The 14,974-nt window shown below is 56.4% G+C and carries 16 protein-coding genes; 8 read left to right on the top strand and 8 right to left on the bottom strand.

Features of this window, described 5'->3' with window-relative positions; all coding sequences use genetic code 11:
* Positions 1 to 52: 52 nt before the first annotated feature.
* Positions 53 to 2,770, top strand: a complete 2,718-nt coding sequence (locus AABB29_RS18870) for an ATP-dependent helicase (RefSeq protein WP_373636683.1) — start codon at positions 53 to 55, stop codon at positions 2,768 to 2,770.
* Between the two features lie 18 nt (positions 2,771 to 2,788).
* On the opposite strand, the gene AABB29_RS18865 is transcribed toward AABB29_RS18870, so the two are convergent.
* Positions 2,789 to 3,388 carry a LysE family translocator gene (locus tag AABB29_RS18865; protein WP_341365445.1) on the bottom strand — a complete coding sequence of 200 codons (600 nt, stop codon included), beginning with the start codon at positions 3,386 to 3,388 and terminating at the stop codon, positions 2,789 to 2,791.
* Between the two features lie 72 nt (positions 3,389 to 3,460).
* On the opposite strand from AABB29_RS18865, the gene AABB29_RS18860 reads away from it, so the two are divergent.
* Positions 3,461 to 3,913: an Lrp/AsnC family transcriptional regulator gene (locus tag AABB29_RS18860; protein WP_341365446.1), complete on the top strand. Its 453-nt coding sequence runs from the start codon at positions 3,461 to 3,463 to the stop codon at positions 3,911 to 3,913.
* A 72-nt stretch (positions 3,914 to 3,985) separates the two neighbouring features.
* Positions 3,986 to 4,480: a hypothetical protein gene (locus AABB29_RS18855; RefSeq protein WP_341365447.1), complete on the top strand. Its 495-nt coding sequence runs from the start codon at positions 3,986 to 3,988 to the stop codon at positions 4,478 to 4,480.
* A 136-nt stretch (positions 4,481 to 4,616) separates the two neighbouring features.
* Here AABB29_RS18855 and AABB29_RS18850 read toward each other — a convergent pair whose 3' ends face one another.
* Positions 4,617 to 5,267, bottom strand: coding sequence for a hypothetical protein (locus tag AABB29_RS18850; protein ID WP_341365448.1), 651 nt, complete (start codon positions 5,265 to 5,267; stop codon positions 4,617 to 4,619).
* A 749-nt stretch (positions 5,268 to 6,016) separates the two neighbouring features.
* On the opposite strand from AABB29_RS18850, the gene AABB29_RS18845 reads away from it, so the two are divergent.
* Positions 6,017 to 7,030, top strand: coding sequence for a reverse transcriptase family protein (locus AABB29_RS18845; protein ID WP_341365449.1), 1,014 nt, complete (start codon positions 6,017 to 6,019; stop codon positions 7,028 to 7,030).
* A gap of 311 nt (positions 7,031 to 7,341) precedes the next feature.
* Here the strand turns inward: AABB29_RS18845 and AABB29_RS18840 are convergent, their stop codons facing one another.
* Positions 7,342 to 7,557, bottom strand: a complete 216-nt coding sequence (locus AABB29_RS18840) for a DUF1127 domain-containing protein (protein ID WP_341365450.1) — start codon at positions 7,555 to 7,557, stop codon at positions 7,342 to 7,344.
* Between the two features lie 247 nt (positions 7,558 to 7,804).
* Between AABB29_RS18840 and AABB29_RS18835 the strand changes: the two genes are divergently transcribed.
* The gene (locus AABB29_RS18835) at positions 7,805 to 8,878 is read left to right on the top strand and encodes an Mrp/NBP35 family ATP-binding protein (protein ID WP_341365451.1); all 1,074 of its coding nucleotides are present in this window, start codon (positions 7,805 to 7,807) and stop codon (positions 8,876 to 8,878) included.
* Complete coding sequence (locus tag AABB29_RS18830) at positions 8,875 to 9,393, top strand: GNAT family N-acetyltransferase (RefSeq protein WP_341365452.1); 519 nt, start codon at positions 8,875 to 8,877, stop codon at positions 9,391 to 9,393. Before AABB29_RS18835 ends, AABB29_RS18830 begins: the two co-directional genes overlap by 4 nt.
* Before the next feature lie 297 nt (positions 9,394 to 9,690).
* Here AABB29_RS18830 and AABB29_RS18825 read toward each other — a convergent pair whose 3' ends face one another.
* Positions 9,691 to 10,788, bottom strand: a complete 1,098-nt coding sequence (locus AABB29_RS18825) for a class II histone deacetylase (RefSeq protein WP_373636682.1) — start codon at positions 10,786 to 10,788, stop codon at positions 9,691 to 9,693.
* Positions 10,785 to 11,033, bottom strand: coding sequence for a hypothetical protein (locus tag AABB29_RS18820; protein WP_341365453.1), 249 nt, complete (start codon positions 11,031 to 11,033; stop codon positions 10,785 to 10,787). Before AABB29_RS18820 ends, AABB29_RS18825 begins: the two co-directional genes overlap by 4 nt.
* A gap of 102 nt (positions 11,034 to 11,135) precedes the next feature.
* Between AABB29_RS18820 and AABB29_RS18815 the strand changes: the two genes are divergently transcribed.
* Complete coding sequence (locus AABB29_RS18815) at positions 11,136 to 11,840, top strand: M48 family metallopeptidase (protein WP_341365454.1); 705 nt, start codon at positions 11,136 to 11,138, stop codon at positions 11,838 to 11,840.
* A 66-nt stretch (positions 11,841 to 11,906) separates the two neighbouring features.
* On the opposite strand, the gene AABB29_RS18810 is transcribed toward AABB29_RS18815, so the two are convergent.
* Positions 11,907 to 12,203: a hypothetical protein gene (locus AABB29_RS18810; RefSeq protein WP_341365455.1), complete on the bottom strand. Its 297-nt coding sequence runs from the start codon at positions 12,201 to 12,203 to the stop codon at positions 11,907 to 11,909.
* A 147-nt stretch (positions 12,204 to 12,350) separates the two neighbouring features.
* Between AABB29_RS18810 and AABB29_RS18805 the strand changes: the two genes are divergently transcribed.
* A complete protein-coding gene (locus tag AABB29_RS18805; RefSeq protein WP_341365456.1) occupies positions 12,351 to 12,704 on the top strand; it encodes a GFA family protein in 354 nt (117 codons plus the stop codon).
* Positions 12,705 to 12,717: 13 nt separating this feature from the next.
* On the opposite strand, the gene AABB29_RS18800 is transcribed toward AABB29_RS18805, so the two are convergent.
* The gene (locus tag AABB29_RS18800) at positions 12,718 to 13,350 is read right to left on the bottom strand and encodes a response regulator transcription factor (RefSeq protein ID WP_341365457.1); all 633 of its coding nucleotides are present in this window, start codon (positions 13,348 to 13,350) and stop codon (positions 12,718 to 12,720) included.
* A complete protein-coding gene (locus AABB29_RS18795) occupies positions 13,347 to 14,780 on the bottom strand; it encodes a cache domain-containing protein (protein WP_373636681.1) in 1,434 nt (477 codons plus the stop codon). The genes AABB29_RS18800 and AABB29_RS18795 overlap by 4 nt, the downstream gene beginning before the upstream one ends.
* Positions 14,781 to 14,974: the final 194 nt, after the last annotated feature.

Here is a 14,974-nt window from a genome sequence, read left to right as displayed (position 1 = left end):
AAAAACGGAACAAGGCTTTTCATGGGACCGGAATGCAGGTATTGCAGGGAATATGAGTGGATTCACCGAAGATGAGGCCTTTGAGGCCGCCGCTGTGCCCCTAAGTCAGCGCGCGATGGCGCAGCATCACATGCCCTATCTGGATGGGCTGAACCCGGCCCAACGCGAAGCGGTTGAGACGCTACAGGGTCCTGTTTTGATGCTGGCTGGCGCGGGCACCGGCAAGACAAAGGCGCTGACCACGCGCATCGCGCATCTTCTGGCCACGGGCACCGCCCGTCCGCATGAGATTTTGGCCGTTACCTTTACCAACAAAGCCGCGCGCGAGATGAAACAGCGCATTGGCGGGCTGATGGGTGAGGCGGTGGAGGGGATGCCATGGCTCGGCACATTCCACGCAGTTTGTGTCAAGCTGCTGCGGCGGCATGCGGAGTTGATTGGCGAAAACGTATCGGCTCTAGATCAAATCATCGAAGACCCTTATGACAAGGGTCCGGTACCTCGTCCCCCAAATCAAAGCCTGCCTAAGGGGGCGAGTGCTGCCAACAACGGGCTTCATCTAAAGTCCAATTTCACGATCCTCGACACCGATGATCAGATCCGTCTGCTCAAGCAGCTTTTGGCAGCGTCCAATATTGACGAAAAACGCTGGCCCGCGCGGATGCTGTCGGGGATTATCGATGGTTGGAAAAACAAGGCGTGGACGCCAGACAATGTGCCCGTTGCCGAAAGCAGCGCCTTTGATGGCAAGGGCGTCGACCTTTACGCCGCCTATCAGCGCCGGTTGCTTGAGCTGAATGCCGTCGATTTCGGGGATATTCTGCTACATGTAGTGACGATATTTCAAAAGCACCCCGATGTGCTTGAGCAATATCAGCGCTGGTTCCGCTATATCCTTGTGGACGAGTATCAGGATACTAATGTCTCCCAATATCTGTGGCTGCGGCTACTGGCGCAGGGGCATAAAAATATCTGCTGCGTGGGCGATGATGACCAGTCGATCTATGGTTGGCGCGGGGCCGAGGTGGGCAATATCCTGCGGTTTGAAAAGGATTTTCCGGGCGCGCATGTGGTGCGGCTTGAAGAAAATTATCGCTCAACGCCGCATATTCTGGCGGCCGCTTCGGGGCTTATCGCAAATAATAAAAATCGGCTGGGGAAGACGCTCAAGACCTCTCAGAAGGACCAAGGATACCGTGTCCGTTTAATGGGGGAATGGGACGGTGATGCAGAGGCAAGATGGGTTGGCGAGAAAATCGAAGATCATTGGGCGGGTCGCTCCGAGGAAGCAAAGAACCGGTTCAACCCTCGTCTGAAAAATTTTGGGCAAGAGTTAGACCGGCGTGCCAAAGCTGGATTGGGGCCAATTAGTGAACATGATTACATTAAGCAGGCGTTTGAAACCGGTGAGGTTTATCGAAATTTAAAGACCCTTAACCTTGTTCGTGCGTTGTTGAAGAAAAACGACCCATCGTCCGAGAACATGCTTGGGGCAGTAAAGGACTATCGAGTCAATAAATTTGGCTTGGATGAGATTGCCATTCTCGTCCGCGCCTCCCATCAGATGCGCGCCTTTGAAGACAGGTTTCTGTCCATCGGCCTGCCGTACCGGGTGATCGGCGGCCCGCGCTTTTATGAAAGGATGGAGATCCGCGATGCGATGGCCTATTTCCGGCTGGCCGTCAGCCCCACGGATGATCTGGCGTTTGAGCGGATTGTGAACACCCCCAAACGTGGCCTTGGGGATAAGGCCCAGCAGACCATTCAGCGCACGGCGCGCAGCAATGGTGTCAGCCTGCTTGAAGGCGCGCGCCTGTGCTGTCAGGGCAAATTGCTTGGCGGCAAGGGGCTGAAAGAGCTGACAATTCTGGTGGATTCGGTTGACCGCTGGACGGCCCAAGTGCGGGCCGAGGCCGATACCCATGTCGAACTGGCTGAGATGATCCTGGACGAAAGCGGCTACACCACCTTCTGGCAAAACGACAAAACGCCCGAGGCGCCGGGCCGGTTGGAAAACCTCAAGGAACTGGTCAAAGCGCTTGAAAACTTCGACAACCTGCAAGGGTTTCTCGAACATGTCAGCCTGATCATGGACAATGAAACCGAAGAGGCGGGCGAGAAGGTCAGCATTATGACCTTGCACGCGGCCAAGGGGCTTGAGTTTCCCGCTGTGTTCCTGCCGGGATGGGAAGACGGGCTGTTTCCCTCGCAGCGATCGATGGATGAAAGCGGGCTGCAAGGGCTCGAAGAAGAGCGCCGGCTGGCCTATGTCGGCATCACCCGCGCCGAAGAGATTTGCACGATTTCCTTTGCGGCCAACCGGCGCGTTTATGGGCAATGGCAATCGGCCATGCCTTCGCGGTTCATCGACGAATTACCGCCTGATCATGTCGAGGTGCTGACGCCCCCCGGCCTGTATGGCGGCGGATATGGGGCGGCTGCGGCCCCGGCAAGTGCGGTCGGGTCGGACCTGCATGACAAGGCGCATAAGGCCGATGTGTATAATTCGCCCGGTTGGAAGCGGCTGCAGGCCCGCAGCGGTCAGCGGGGTGTCTCGCAACCGGCTGAGGCGCGGAATATGACTATCGATCTGGATGCGGTGTCCGCTTTCACCGAAGGGGACCGGGTGTTTCACCAGAAATTTGGCTATGGCGAAGTGATGGGGATCGAGGGCGATAAGCTGGAGATCGAGTTTGACAAGGCGGGTGCCAAACATGTGGTGGCGCGCTTTGTTGTGAGTGCCGATCAGGCGGATGATGTGCCGTTCTAGGGTGGATCAAGATCCACCTTACGTGCTGAACCAGACGGGGATCAGGGTGAGGACCAGCAGTACTGCCATTGTGCCGTTGAACCAGCGTAAAAGCTTGGGCCGTGTCAGGAGCCGTTTGATCTGCGTTCCGATCCCTGCCCAGACGGCCACAGAGGGCTGGTTGGTCGCAGCAAAGACACCGGCCACAATGAATATGGGCCAAAGCCCAGTGCCTTCGGGCGTATAATTGGTGACCGCATAAATCGCCATATACCACGCCTTGGGGTTCACCCATTGAAAGGCGGCGGCCTGCAGGAAGGTAAAGGGCCTGCCGCGCGCGTTCCCTTCGCTGGGCGGGGCGGCGGTCGCGATTTTCCAGGCCAGATAAAGCAGATAGAGGGTAGACAGCCACTGCATGATAAATTGCGCCATCGGGAAAGCGGTGAATATCTGTCCCAGCCCCAAGCCCACCAGAGCAACCATAAAGGCATGGCCCAGTGATATCCCGACCATATGCGGCAGTGTCCGGCGAAATCCGAAATTCGCTCCCGAGGCCATAAGCATCAGATTGTTGGGCCCCGGTGTGATCGAGCTGACAAAAGCGAAGGTGATCAGGCCAAGAAGTAGATCGTAAGTCATGGCGCAATACTAGGCGATGATTGTCCGAATTGAATTGCGAAATGATCGCGAAATGGAGTATTTCTGCAATCGATGTCTGCTTCGGATCATATTGACCAACATATATTGCGCGTTCTATCCCGGGATGGGCGGATCAGCAACTTGATGCTGGCCGAAACCGTGGGGCTATCCCCTTCCGCTTGCCTGCGGCGTGTGCAGGAGCTGGAGCGGCGCGGCGTGATCCAAGGCTATCGCGCCCGGCTTGATCCGGCGCAAACCGGACGGGGCTATGTGGTTTATGTCGCGGTGGGGCTGGCTGAGCATACGAAGGCCGCACAACTGGGCTTTGAGCAGGCGATGGAGCAGGCCGCAGAAGTCACCGAATGCCATAATGTGGCCGGAGCTTTCGAATACATGCTGCGGGTCGAGGCGGCGGATTTGCCGGCCTACAAGGCCTTTCATACGGATGTTCTGGGGACGGTTCCGCATGTGCGCTCGATCACCAGCTATATGGTGATGGGCACGCCGAAAGATACGCGGGGGTAGTCTGTGGCAAGATGAGAGTTTCCGTCACCTTGGTGGGTACAGATGATTAGAATAGGTCGTTTAGACAGGTTAATGACGAAGTCATATCTTTGGATCGGATTTTCTACAGCAATTTTCGCAGGTACAATTTCCTTGTCGCAACCACGTAGCGAAAATGTTGTTTCCCTCGATGAAATCGTTGAGGCGCACCAAACTTCTGTTAAGTCTTGGAATTTCATATCGGAAATGGAGCTGAGTAATTGCACTCTGGTAGTTGAGGTGACGGTAACAGACGCCTGTCAAAGAACAGATCTAGGGCACGTTCGGGTTACATCTACTGTTGATCTTCGGGAAGTCTGGAGAATGTCAGTAACGGACGCAGAGAGCCACAACGTTGTGTCCATAAGTGGGGCAAATCCCGATAATCCGACAGCCTTTTCACAGGAGTTCGAAAAATGCGATGGTAGTATCTCGCTGGTTCAAAATAGAACAGGGTTTGGTGTCCTTCTTAATCAATTCGCCTCGGAGGCTTTCCGTGGCGCAGAAGTCGAATTTGATGGTGAAAACTGCGTGACCGCAGAGAGTTAATGCAATCAGCCCCGAAACAGCAGCAATTGATCGCGGCCTCTCACTGCGGTCGAACGCAAAGAGTGATGTCTCAGGTAAGAGGCGGCGCGGCAGCGCCGGATAGCACAACTACGCCCCGCCAAGGCGGGAAAGTGGATTACCAGTTCCCCGACACCGACGCGTCTGTCAGCTCTGTCGGGAGCCCTTCGTCCGAAATCGTCACAGCCTTAAAGAATGTACGCTCTTCGCCGCGTATCGTCGCAACAATCTCGACAAACACGACATTCTCATAAGATGGTCTGTCCCGTCTGCACCCGTTTTCATATTCACTTGGCCGATCCAAAGCAGGCAGATCGCATGTCTCGAACTCGATAAGCGCGCGTCCGGTTGGTCTGTAGTTCGCATTGAATTGCGTCAGTATCCCGGATGCCTGCTCAAAAAGAGCTTCTGGCATCGGTGCATCTGGGATCGGCGGTTGGTTTTCCCAAAACGATGGGATGTCGCCTTCTTCTTCGATGTCGCGGTCCAAATCAAAGTCACGATCTTGTCTGATCGTGACGTCATAGGTCAGCTCACCGTCGCGAAAGTCGATGTCCCACCGGTTTCCTTTGGCAGAAAACTGCGTCTTCATTTCGGCGATCCGCATTGTCGGCGTATCAGGGACACCCACAACCTCATAGGCAAACTGGATGGCCTGTGCCGTCGTGGTGATTTCACCGCTGATATCAGGCACGGTTTCCTGGGCTGTCAAGGCAACAGGCGCTAGCATAACTGCGGCAATGCCGCAGATGGTTTGGATTGATTTCATTTTAAGGATCCCCCCGGCGTCCCATCGTGATGCATCTACAAAGCAACAACTAACCATATTTATTGAGGACACCACGGCCTAGGGCAAGTGGGAAGACCGGCATCAGCGGTTATCAGCCACGAAAAACGGCCATACCCTGGGGAAGGTGCCAGAGATAACGCGTTTCTCAACAACATAATGGGAACGGCGGCACATGAACGGCCGGTCACCAGTTGCATGGTAATGGTCCCGGCAGAAGATACACGCAGTTGAAATCGGGGCTTGGCAAGCGTTTGGTCGCATCGCATGCTCAAGCCGCAACGGTCGTTCTTGGATGACGGCGTATCAATCGATGCGACGTGGGGCGGGGTATCCCCGTCTGCGACAATGATCCGGGCAAAACACGGCGTGGCCGTCACTGGGTTGCACCCAGGGCGGGCCACGCGAAACGAGGAAAGCAAGACGACCGTTGCAACGCCCAAGTCAGTATGAATAGGCGCTGGCTATGCCGCAATTTAGCAGCTTCGCTTACCGCTGGCGCTTGGTCTGATGCGGCGTTGACGGACGTTCTCACACGGCGCCTGCCGCCAAAATTGCGCAAGCACGCAGGCGCATTGAGCCAAGATATCCTTTCAGCCTGCACAATGCGTTATTCACCGCCAGCGGACCGGGCGGCGGTTATCATTGGCCAGGCACCCACATTTGCGCGGATTTATCGCTACTGCGCACGTTATAATGTTTGGCCCGCGCCTGACCTAAGCCCACCACGCATGGCAGCGGTTCCGCCCTTCACAGGGCTAAATATCCCACAGCTTGCGACAAGTGCCGCACTTGCGGATTGGCTTGCGGTTCCCGTGGACGCATTGGACTACTACGCTGACCCGTCTGGTCGGCATGAAGAACATGGCGAAACGGCTGTGAACCACTATCACTACAATCTACTTGCAAAAAAGCGCGGTGGGCATCGGCTTATCGAAGCGCCCAAGCAAAGATTGAAAACACTGCAACGACAGATTTTGCGCGGTATTCTGGACCATGTTCCAGTGCATGACGCCGCATTTGGGTTCGTCCGAGGGCGCAACTGCCTTGATGCCGCCGCACGCCATGCGGGCGAAGAGATGGTGATTTGCTATGATTTGCAGAACTTCTTTCCCTCGATCCGAGGCGCGCGGATTTTGGGCATATTCCGATCGCTTGGCTACCCGCAAGCTGTGGCGCGGCAGCTGACGGGTCTATGCACGACACGTACGCCAAGCCGGATCGTCAGACGTATGGAGCAAAATGAACGTCTCGATTACTGTGAAACGCATCTGCCACAAGGCGCGCCAACATCTCCTGCATTGGCAAATTTGGTTGCGTACCGGCTTGATCTGAGGCTCGCAGCTCTCGGGTCCGGACTTGGGGCGCAGTACAGCCGGTACGCGGATGACCTCACATTTTCTGGGGGCAGGGGGATTTCGGGCACGTTGCTACACCTCGTGCCACAAATCCTAATAGACGAAGGCTTCGTCATGCAGGCCGGAAAAAAGCGTCTGATGTCACAAGCCACACGGCAATTGGTGACCGGCATCGTTGTTAATCAACACGTCAACACGCCACGCAAAGTATTCGACCAACTCAAGGCGGTTATCCACGCCTGCGGGCAGCCGGATGATTTGCGATTGCAGGACACCGCATTTCTGTCTCGGCTGCTCGGACAAATCGGTTGGGTAGAGACCGTGAACCCGTCGCGGGGCCACAAACTGCGTCGCCTCTTAGAACGCGCCGCCACGCGGCACACATAAAAAAACGGTCATGCCCGGGAGGAGGTGGACATGACCGTCTTTATTATCAGCGCTTGCCGTGCTCTGGGAGGAGAAGAGCAAAGCGCGTCCTCACTGGCATTGCTCGGGAGGAGGTGAGCGCCGCCAGCGGTATATCGGTTCCACCCGGGAGGAGGTGGGTGGTCCCGAAACTCGTGTGATAAAATGGCGGCATCCGGGAGGAGGTGGATGCCGCCACCTTATGCGTGACCCGTTGCTCTGGGAGGAGGATAGAGCGCGGGGTCTGTCAGATCTGCCCTACTGGGAGGAGGAGGCAGATCCGATCCTTGAATTCAATTGCCGTAGGCTGCCTCGATCGCGATCGATTTGATCATCGAACGGCTCAGGCCCAGATCGGCCAGCTCACGGTTGCTGAGGCTTTCCAGTTCTGCGACTGTTGAGCGGTATACTTTGCGTTTTGCCAGCTTCTCTACGATCTCGGTACGCAGGGCGGCGAAACGGTGGCCAAAAGAAAAGCCGGCGAATGTTGTTTCAGTGTTGTAAGCCATCTTACTCGTCTCTTTCTCAAAAGGTTTGGAACCTTCTGTTCCGTGTTGACCTCAAGATGGGGCTTATGCTGCGAATGCACAATGCGCTTTTGGGCAATGCTGCTATGCAGAATATGCATAAGCACTGTTGACCTAATGTCATCAATCCGCCGTAATGGCTCCCGTCTATGCGCGAAGTCTTGCGCTTTGCCCAAAACGTGCCAGATGTTGAGTGAAATTTGGTCGTTTTCGTAAATAAGGTCCCAACATGTCCGTAAAACGTGATGAAATATTAAGCACGCTGTCCCGACTCACATTGCCGGACGGTGATGATATCGTTTCGCGGGATATGGTCCGTGCCTTGCATATCGACGGCGCTGATGTGCGTTTTGTCATTGAGGCCAGCAGCCCGGATGAAGCCGCCAAGATGGAAGGTGTTCGCCGCGCCGCCGAACAACTGGTGTCGGATATGCCGGGCGTTGATCAGGTGTCGGTCATCTTGACCGCCCATGGCCCGGCCCCAAAACCCAGCGCGCCGCCAACGCTGAAGGTTGGCCGCCATCCGACGCCGCAGGCGGGCTCGGCCAAGGTTGCCGGTGTCGACCGGATTATCGCCATCGGTTCAGGCAAGGGCGGCGTTGGAAAATCGACCGTCTCATCAAACCTGGCCGTGGCGTTGGCCCGCGAAGGGCGCCGGGTCGGGCTGCTGGATGCAGATATCTACGGCCCCAGCCAACCGCGTATGATGGGCGTAAATAAACGCCCCGCCAGCCCGGATGGCAAAACAATCATCCCGCTGACTGCACATGGTGTGACCGTGATGTCGATTGGTTTCATGGTTGATCCGGACAAGGCCGTGGTTTGGCGGGGGCCAATGCTGATGGGCGCTTTGCAGCAGATGCTGGGACAGGTGCAATGGGGGGAATTGGACGTTTTGATCGTGGATTTGCCGCCCGGAACCGGGGATGTGCAGCTGACGCTTTGCCAAAAGACCCATTTAACCGGTGCTGTTGTGGTCAGTACGCCCCAGGATGTCGCCCTGATCGACGCCCGCAAGGCGCTGGACATGTTTAACAGCCTCAAAACGCCGGTGCTTGGCCTGATTGAAAACATGGCAAGTTTCCACTGCCCAAATTGCGGCCATGAGAGCCATATCTTCGGGCAGGGCGGCGTCGCGGCTGAGGCTGATCGGATCGGGGCCCCGTTGCTTGGCGCGCTGCCGATTGACCTGGACACCCGGCTTGCCGGGGATGCGGGCACGCCGATTGCTGCCGGTGATGGCCCTATGGCCGAAGCCTATCGCAACCTCGCCCGCCGTTTTATTGATGGCGGTATGGCGTGATCATCAGGCCTGCCAGCCCTGACGATTTCGATGCGATCTGGCCCGCGCTGCGGGATGTCTTCCGGGCGGGCGATACCTATGCGGTCGCACCTGATATCAGTCGGGAAGCGGCCTTTGCCTATTGGATTGGATCAGCGCGGGCTACCTATGTGGCCGAGGTGGATGGTGTAATTCTCGGCACCTATTACATCAAGACAAACCAACCCGGCGGCGGGGCGCATATCTGCAACTGCGGCTATGTCGTCGCGCCGCAGGCGCGCGGGCAGGGGATCGCGGCGCAGCTTTGCCAGCATAGTCAGGATATCGCGCGCGGGCTGGGCTATCAGGCTATGCAATTCAATTTCGTTTTGGCAAGTAACGACGGTGCCGTCAGACTGTGGCAAAAGCTGGGGTTTGCGATTGTCGGGACTATTCCAAAGGCATTTGCTCATCCCCAGGCAGGCATGGTGGATGCATTTGTGATGTATAAGGCATTGGTTGGGCCATTGGCCGCGTTTGAACGCGTGACGGGTTAGAGCAAAGGTCGCGTCCTTTGGGTCCTGACCCCAGTCCAAAAATGGAAACCGCCCCGCGTTCTCGCCGCCGAGTTAGCCGCTGGCATCGCGCGAACAGATGGCGCATTCTGGCGGCAATCGGAGACTCAATCATGCAACATCAAAAACCGTCGGTTTTCGGACAAAAGATACAGTTTCCCCGACTCTTGCGGCTGCGTCCGCACGGGAATTCGAATGTGACGAATTTCGTGCTCTGCAATACACCTGACCTGGAACATGTTTATGTTGCAGCTTGATCGCCCGAGATGTCGCCCGGGACTAAAGTTGGTTTGCCATCTCTTGGATCAGACCGTCTAGAAAAGCATCAAAACGGGCATCGGGTTGGCGCAGGGGGAAGACTTCGCCAAACGGGTCGGGTGCGCTGATGCTGCTGCCTGAGAGTGTCTGCAAGACGTTGTGCCCGCAAAAGGGCACATAGGTTTCTGAATAACCGCCCTCATGCACCACCACCAGCCGTCCAGCACAGATCTCTTGCGCCAGTTCCATGACCTGACGGGTCATTTGGGTAAAAGTATCTGCGGTTGCCAGCATCCGCCCCAGCGGGTCGTTGGCGGCGGCATCAAAGCCGCAGGCGACAATCAGAACGTCAGGGGCAAAGTCGCGGATGGCGGGCAGAGCCAGCCGGTCCATCGCACTTAGATACCCATTATGCCCTGTGCCAGGGGGGAGCGGAATATTCAGGTTATATCCCAGCCCCGCATCTTTACCCCGATCGGCAAAGGCGCCCGTATCCATCGGATAGTTCCGATCCTGATGCAGCGATACCGTCAATACATCATCGCGGTCATAGAACACCGCTTCGGTTCCGTTGCCGTGATGCACGTCCCAATCAAGAACCGCAAAGCGGCGCGCGTGCCCTGCGGCTTTGGCCGCCTCAATGGCGATCCCGATATTATTAAGCAGGCAGAACCCATTGGGAAAGTCAGGTAAGCAATGATGCCCCGGTGGGCGCGACAGGCTATAGGCGTTTTGGACATCGCCGGTCAGAACGGCCATTAACGCAGCCTTGGCCAGCCCCGCCGACAGGGCGGCAATCTCATATCCGCCGGGGCCGAATGGGGTCCGGCGGCCCAGCTCACCTCCGCCAGCATCCGACAACGCCTTGAATTGATCCAGATAGTGAGCAGGATGAACGCGCAGAAGGTCGTCCTGGGTTGCGGCATCTGCGCCGCGCATATCCAAATCGCGGGCAAGCCCTGTGACCACAATCAGATTGCGTAGCCGGCGTTTTGTTTCGGGGTTCTCGGGCAGCCCGCCATCCAGCGGCTGGACCAACCCGCCCACAGGTAGCATCCCGGCATAATTCCCACCCGCATGCCAAAAACAGCGCTCATCGCTAAAGAAACCGGTTTTCATGGGCCGCCTTCGTCTGTTTTTCGCAGCCGATAGACACCCTCGGGTAGGTCCAGCGCGGCCTCGATGTCGCGCAATTGGCTGATTGAAAGGGTCACGCGCACCACGTCATCGATGCGTGGATCGAATTGGGTCAATGTGATGCAATCGTCGAAGGCGTTGATAATGACGTCCTCTTTAAGAGGCGCTTTACCTTCGTCAATCAAGGTGACGACGGTCGTGTCGTAATCGTGTTCGATGGTAAACATAAGGGCAGCCTAACGGTGGCTGAGCGCAGGTGCAATCGGCGCTGGTCAACCGCAGCGGCACAAGGTTACGCTAGACGTGTTACCCTTTAACGAGAGGTCTTAATGCGATTTTCACCTATTCTATTTGTCCTGATAATTGGGGCCTGCACGCCCGTTCAGGATACCACGCCGCTACCTGATGCCGAACCGCTTGCAAGCGCCCCGCAATTATCTGTCAGCCAAGCCAGAGCGAATTTTCGCGCGGCGATACGCCGGGTGGAACCGGTGGCGGAACGCATTTGCCGTGAAGAATCAATCGAAGAGAATTGCAATTTCCGGATAGTGATTGATGAGCGCCCGGATCTGCCAGCCAATGCTTATCAGACGCTGGATGCAAACCGCCGTCCAATTCTTGTCTTTACCGTCCCAATGTTGCGCGCTGTGCGCAATGAGGATGAAATCGCCTTTGTGTTGGCGCATGAAGCAGCCCATCATATCGAAGGGCATTATGCGCGGCAGGAACGCACCGCTGCGGCTGGTGCTGCGCTGTTGGGCAGTCTTGCGGCCTCTTTGGGCACAACCGACCCAGAGGCGCTGGAGGCGGCGGCCCAGGTTGGCGGCGCTGTCGCGGCACGCAGTTATTCCAAAGCATATGAGCTTGAAGCCGATGCGTTGGGAACCCGTATTGCTGCAGAGGCGGGGTATGATCCGCTGAAAGGGGCACAGTTTTTTTACCGTATCCCTGACCCTGGAAATGTCTTTTTGGGGACCCATCCCCCCAATGCAGAGCGGCTTCAGAAGGTGCAGGAAGTCGCCGCTGGTCTGTGACAAAACGGGCCGTGATCAAAATATGATCACGGCCCTATTTGATGAACAATCCACTCACAATCTTTGTCAGCGCAGCCCCACCAGCTGCATGTTGGTCTTTTTGCTGCGAAGACGCAAAATGACCGCCAAACAAGAGATACAAATCCAAAAAATTTGGATCAGAGCCGAAGCAAGGTTGAAGGCTGTACTCAGCCCAATCAACAGCATCGCCGCCGCCATCCCGTTCAAGACAAAATACAAGATGTGCTCGGCCTGCAGTTTGCGAAACGTCAGTAACGTGTAGTTCAGGACATAAAGCCCGAACCCCCCAATACCCACCGCGTCAAAAACCGCAGGGTCGAGCGTATCAAATACATACGTCATCAAATGTCCAAATAGCACTTGTTACAAATAAAACCCGGTTCGGCAGATGCGAAATTGCGCTAAGCTGAACCTTAAGATGACCATAGGGAAATGCGGGGGGAATGTCAGGTCAGGCATTCCTTACCTTAGGTAAGAGGGAGGTAAGACATGATCACAGGAACCTGCCATTGCGGCGCTGTCCGTTATGAATTTCGCCATAGCCCGTCGCGGACCACATCCTGCAATTGCTCAATCTGCCGCAGGCTTGGAACCTTGTGGATTTACGCGCCAATTGCCGATGTCACGATCGACGGGCCAACCAGGGGTTACGCCCATGGGGATAAAAACCTTGCCATTCATCATTGCCCGACCTGCGGCTGCGTGACCCATTGGGAAAATCTGCACCCGGAGAAACCCGATGCCTATATGGCCGTAAATCTGCGGCTGGCCGACCCGAATGTGATCGCATCGGTTCCGGTGCGCCGTTTTGACGGGGCAGAGACATGGACTTTTCTTGATTAGGCGGACGGGTCGCCTAAATCCCCGTGCCCTGCAGCACCCCATGTTCCAGCGCATAACGCGTCAAACCAGCGGTTGAGCTGATGCCCAGCTTGCGCTTGATATTCTTGCGGTGCGTTTCAACCGTGCGGACCGAGATATTGAGCGTATTGGCCACATCCTTGTTCGAATGCCCCTGTGCCAGTTCCAGCAGGATCGTCTGCTCGCGGCTTGTTAGTGTTTCGCGCCCATCGCTGATTTTGGGCTGCAGGGCGCCTTTGGCCCCGGTGCACATATATTCGCCGCCTGCCATGACGGTATCGATGGCGGTTTTGATCTCATCCGTGGGGACGTCTTTAAGGATGTAACCACACGCCCCGTGGCTGAGCGCGGTTGCGATATATTCAGGGCTGTCATGCATCGACAGGATCAGGATGCGGGTCTGCGGGCGTATCTCAAGGATCATTTCGGTTGCGGCCAGCCCGGACAGGCCCGGCATGTTCAAATCCAGCAAGATGACGTCGGGCGCCAGCGTTTTGACCTGATCAACCGCGTCCTGTCCGTTGCACAGCGTGCCGACAACCGCGATCCCGTCATAGCTTTCCAGAATCGCCTGTATCCCCTCGGTTACCATCGGGTGGTCATCAACAATAAGAACACGGGTCGTCATACGCTTTCCTTAGCACTTTTTTGCGGGCTGAGCATATGCGTCAAAGGCACCTGGGCTTCAATCACTGTTCCGCTTTTTCCGCCGGGCGCGGATGAAATGCGCAGACTGCCATCCAGCTGTTCGATCCGTTCTTGCATGTTGCGCAGCCCAAGCCCGCCGCCCGTGCGCCGCGACGGGGCCGGCCAGGTCATGCCGCGCCCGTTATCGCTGATCCGCAGAATCGCACCTGCGCGGTTACCCTTGAGCGACATAAACACCTTGGTCGCTTTGGCGTGACGTTCGATATTGGTCAGCGCCTCTTGGGCCACGCGGTACAGCGCGATCCGCGCCTCTTGGTCCAGCCGGTTGCGGAAAACAACCGTTTCGAAATCGGTTTCGATCCCAGTACGCGCGCTGAAATCATCGGTTAGTGCTTGCAGCGCAGGGCCCAGGCCCAGATCATCCAGCACACCGGGGCGCAGATCACGGCTGATCCTGCGCACCTCTTGAATGGTTGATCCCAGCCCGTCGATCCCCTTGTCCAGGCTGGCGCTGGTGGTGGGATCATCGCGCAATTTGCGCCGGGTCAGCTCTAGCGCGTAGCGCACGCCAACCAGCATTTGACTGATGCCATCATGCAATTCACGCGCCACGCGCCCGCGCTCTTCTTCCTGGGTATCGATGATGCGCTGGGCCAGTTGTTTCAATTTGGCATCTGCCAGCCGCCTTTCGCGGATATTGATGACCATCCCGGTCATAAAAACCCCCAAAAGCGCCACGACGGCAATGCCCAGCACATAAAAAGAGGTGGTTCTGATCCTGGTTTCCACATCGGCCCGGGCCATAGCCACATTTTCCAGGATGTCATCAATGAACACGCCGGTGCCGATCGCCCAACGCCAATCCTGCAAGCCGTTGACATAAACGATCATCCGTTCGGTGGCCCCGGTTGAGGGTTTGGGCCAGTCAAAACTGTGGTAGCCCCCACCGGTGCGGGCGATGCGGATCAGCTCATCGGTGATGGCGGTGCCATTCAGGTCGGTTAATCCGCTCCAATTGCGCCCAATCAGATAGGTTTGCCGGGGGGCGACAAGATTGTTCCCATCATAGTCGAAGACAAAGAAATAACCGTCCTGCCCATAAAGCATCGCCGAAAGTTCGCGTGTGACGGCCAGTTTGGCCTCCTCATCATCGGGGGCGGCGCGCCCATAGGTGTTGATAAAGGCCGTGCGGGCGATGGACAGGTAGTTTTTCAACTCCGCCCGTTTGGTTTCGATCAATTGGGTCTCAAGCGCCTGGATTTCCCGTTCGGCCAATTGTCGTGATTGGCTGGTGACGACCACAAAGATCAAAGACACCGCCACGATCAGGGGCAAGGTCGCCAAAAGAAAGACCTTTTGGCCATAGCTGATCGCATAACGATCTTTGAGGTGTGACAACAGGCGGGTCATAGGGCGAATCGATACGCGGGAATCGCTGGCGAATCAAATGTTGCGAATCATATGCCCCCACGGCACTGCGGCTGCCAAAATACCGCCCGCGAAACGCACAAACCTTCAAAAATGCGTCTAATTTAGGCGCAATTCGCGCTGTTCTACGTAGTACTACGTATTTTACCTTTCGCAGACGCACGTTAGTCTGCGCG

Origin of the sequence: Yoonia sp. BS5-3 (assembly GCF_038069655.2) — a bacterium.
Lineage (GTDB): Bacteria > Pseudomonadota > Alphaproteobacteria > Rhodobacterales > Rhodobacteraceae > Yoonia > Yoonia phaeophyticola.
This window is presented reverse-complemented; position numbering and strand designations above follow the sequence as displayed.